This window comes from Bartonella sp. AD24XZML (genome assembly GCF_042196485.1).
Lineage (GTDB): Bacteria > Pseudomonadota > Alphaproteobacteria > Rhizobiales > Rhizobiaceae > Bartonella.
The window spans coordinates 1-1634 of sequence record NZ_JBHIQH010000091.1; the positions used below are offsets into that span (position 1 = coordinate 1).

A 1634-nucleotide genomic window follows, 5' to 3' on the forward strand; every position below is an offset into this window, starting at 1 on the left:
ATGGTGCCCAAAAGAGATTCAATAATTTTAAATAAAATAAATGAGTTATTGCGATATGGGGGAAATTTATCATTATTGATTCCATTAACGTTTTTTATAGCACTATCCCTCATTTTTTTGGAGCTTTTTTATCGCTTCTATAGCTAGCCTTTTGCGGTCTGCGCTCTTTGTGTAAAGAGATGCCATGTTGTCGTCGGTCCATCCAAAAATTGCCTTGAGTTGTGATACTGTTGCACCTGAATTAGCGGCGCGTGTTGCTGCTAATTTTCTTAAGCCATGTGCTGATTTTTTGATTCCCGCCGCATTACACGCTTCACGGAATAAGTTTCCAAAACTTTCTTTTACGAGTTTATTTCCGTTTTTTCCGCAAATGAATGTTTCATTTCCAATAGGACCAATTTTTAGAGTTTCTGCTAATTCAGGCAAAATGGGTAGAAAAACATCTGTTTGGAATTTACTTTTCTCTGTCTTGAGATGAATGATATTATCTTTGACATCTTTCCAACCAATGCGGACCGCATCACCACGACGCAAACCCGTGTAAAGAAGAACATCAATCCAGACGCGTTCATGTGAACCATGTGACCAATGGTGATAATATTTTTCAACATCTTCTTCTGTCCAAACAGCAAATCCATCTTTGTTGTTGAGAGGAGGTCTTTTTATTCCTAAAGCTGGGTTATTCTCCAGAAGTTCTTGATCGATCGCCCAATTAAAAAGTCCATTAAGTGCTTTTAGAAAATTTTGGGCAGCTGTTGGTTTTTCTTTGCGGCGTTCAACACCCGCTGTAATATGTGATTTCTTTATTTCTCTATATGGAATGTTTCCTATAGCATCACATACCTTCATAAGGATAAGTTCTCTTTGTCTTTTCGTAGCTTTAGCAAGGCTATGCCAATGAACGCTGTTAAAGTATTGTTTAAGCAGCCATGCAAATGACCCTTCAACAAGTTTACCGGTTTTTGATTTAGGAAGTATAAGCCCTTGTAATTCGGCAAGTGCGCTTTTGTAGTTGTCAACAAACTCTTGCGTTCCATAGGTTCCGCGGATTCTAATACGTGGTCCATGACCAATACGTACATACCATACAATTTTGCCATGTTGAGTAATTTGTTTAACGAGATGAGGAGGGCGTGGTTTTGGCATGATCAATTTTACATCTTAGAGAGTGCGGTTTCGTAATATTCATTCTTTGACAAATCTAAAAGTTTGTCTGGGTGGCTAACTGAATTTGGTATTGGAATATCGGATTTAAGATAGATAAGCAGTTCACCGGTAGGTTTGATTTCTACGAGTTCACAACCTTGTTTTTTAGCTTCTCTTAAAGCGCGTGCAATGGCTGGTTGCGTTATAGCAGCTGGACGAGGCGCCATATCTTTTCTCCTTACATTGAGATGCAATTCACGTGTGGCGTGAATCACGCATTACTTGAAAGTGTTAAGAAGGGTGGGGGTGCTCGTAGATATGCGGGGAACAAAACACCCCCATAGGTTCAAGCAGCTTTTGTTGAGAGTTGTTGTATCTCTCGTTCTATCTCTGCTAAAAAGGTTTCAACAGCTTGATTGATCTGTTCAATTTGTTGATCATCACGGAGAACACGCTTGACTTTCATGCGCAAGTGAAAGAATTCTCCC

Annotated in this window: 2 protein-coding genes and 1 pseudogene; all 3 read right to left on the minus strand. The window is 39.4% G+C overall.

Annotated features, from left to right (window positions below):
* Window positions 1–102: 102 nt before the first annotated feature.
* On the minus strand, window positions 103–1146 hold the full coding sequence (locus ACFIMX_RS08680; RefSeq protein WP_375680233.1) for a tyrosine-type recombinase/integrase: 1044 nt from the start codon (window positions 1144–1146) through the stop codon (window positions 103–105).
* 8 nt (window positions 1147–1154) lie between these two features.
* A complete protein-coding gene (locus tag ACFIMX_RS08685; protein ID WP_375662684.1) occupies window positions 1155–1373 on the minus strand; it encodes a hypothetical protein in 219 nt (72 codons plus the stop codon).
* Between the two features lie 119 nt (window positions 1374–1492).
* A pseudogene (locus ACFIMX_RS08690) lies at window positions 1493–1634 on the minus strand (exonuclease); the annotation flags it as partial.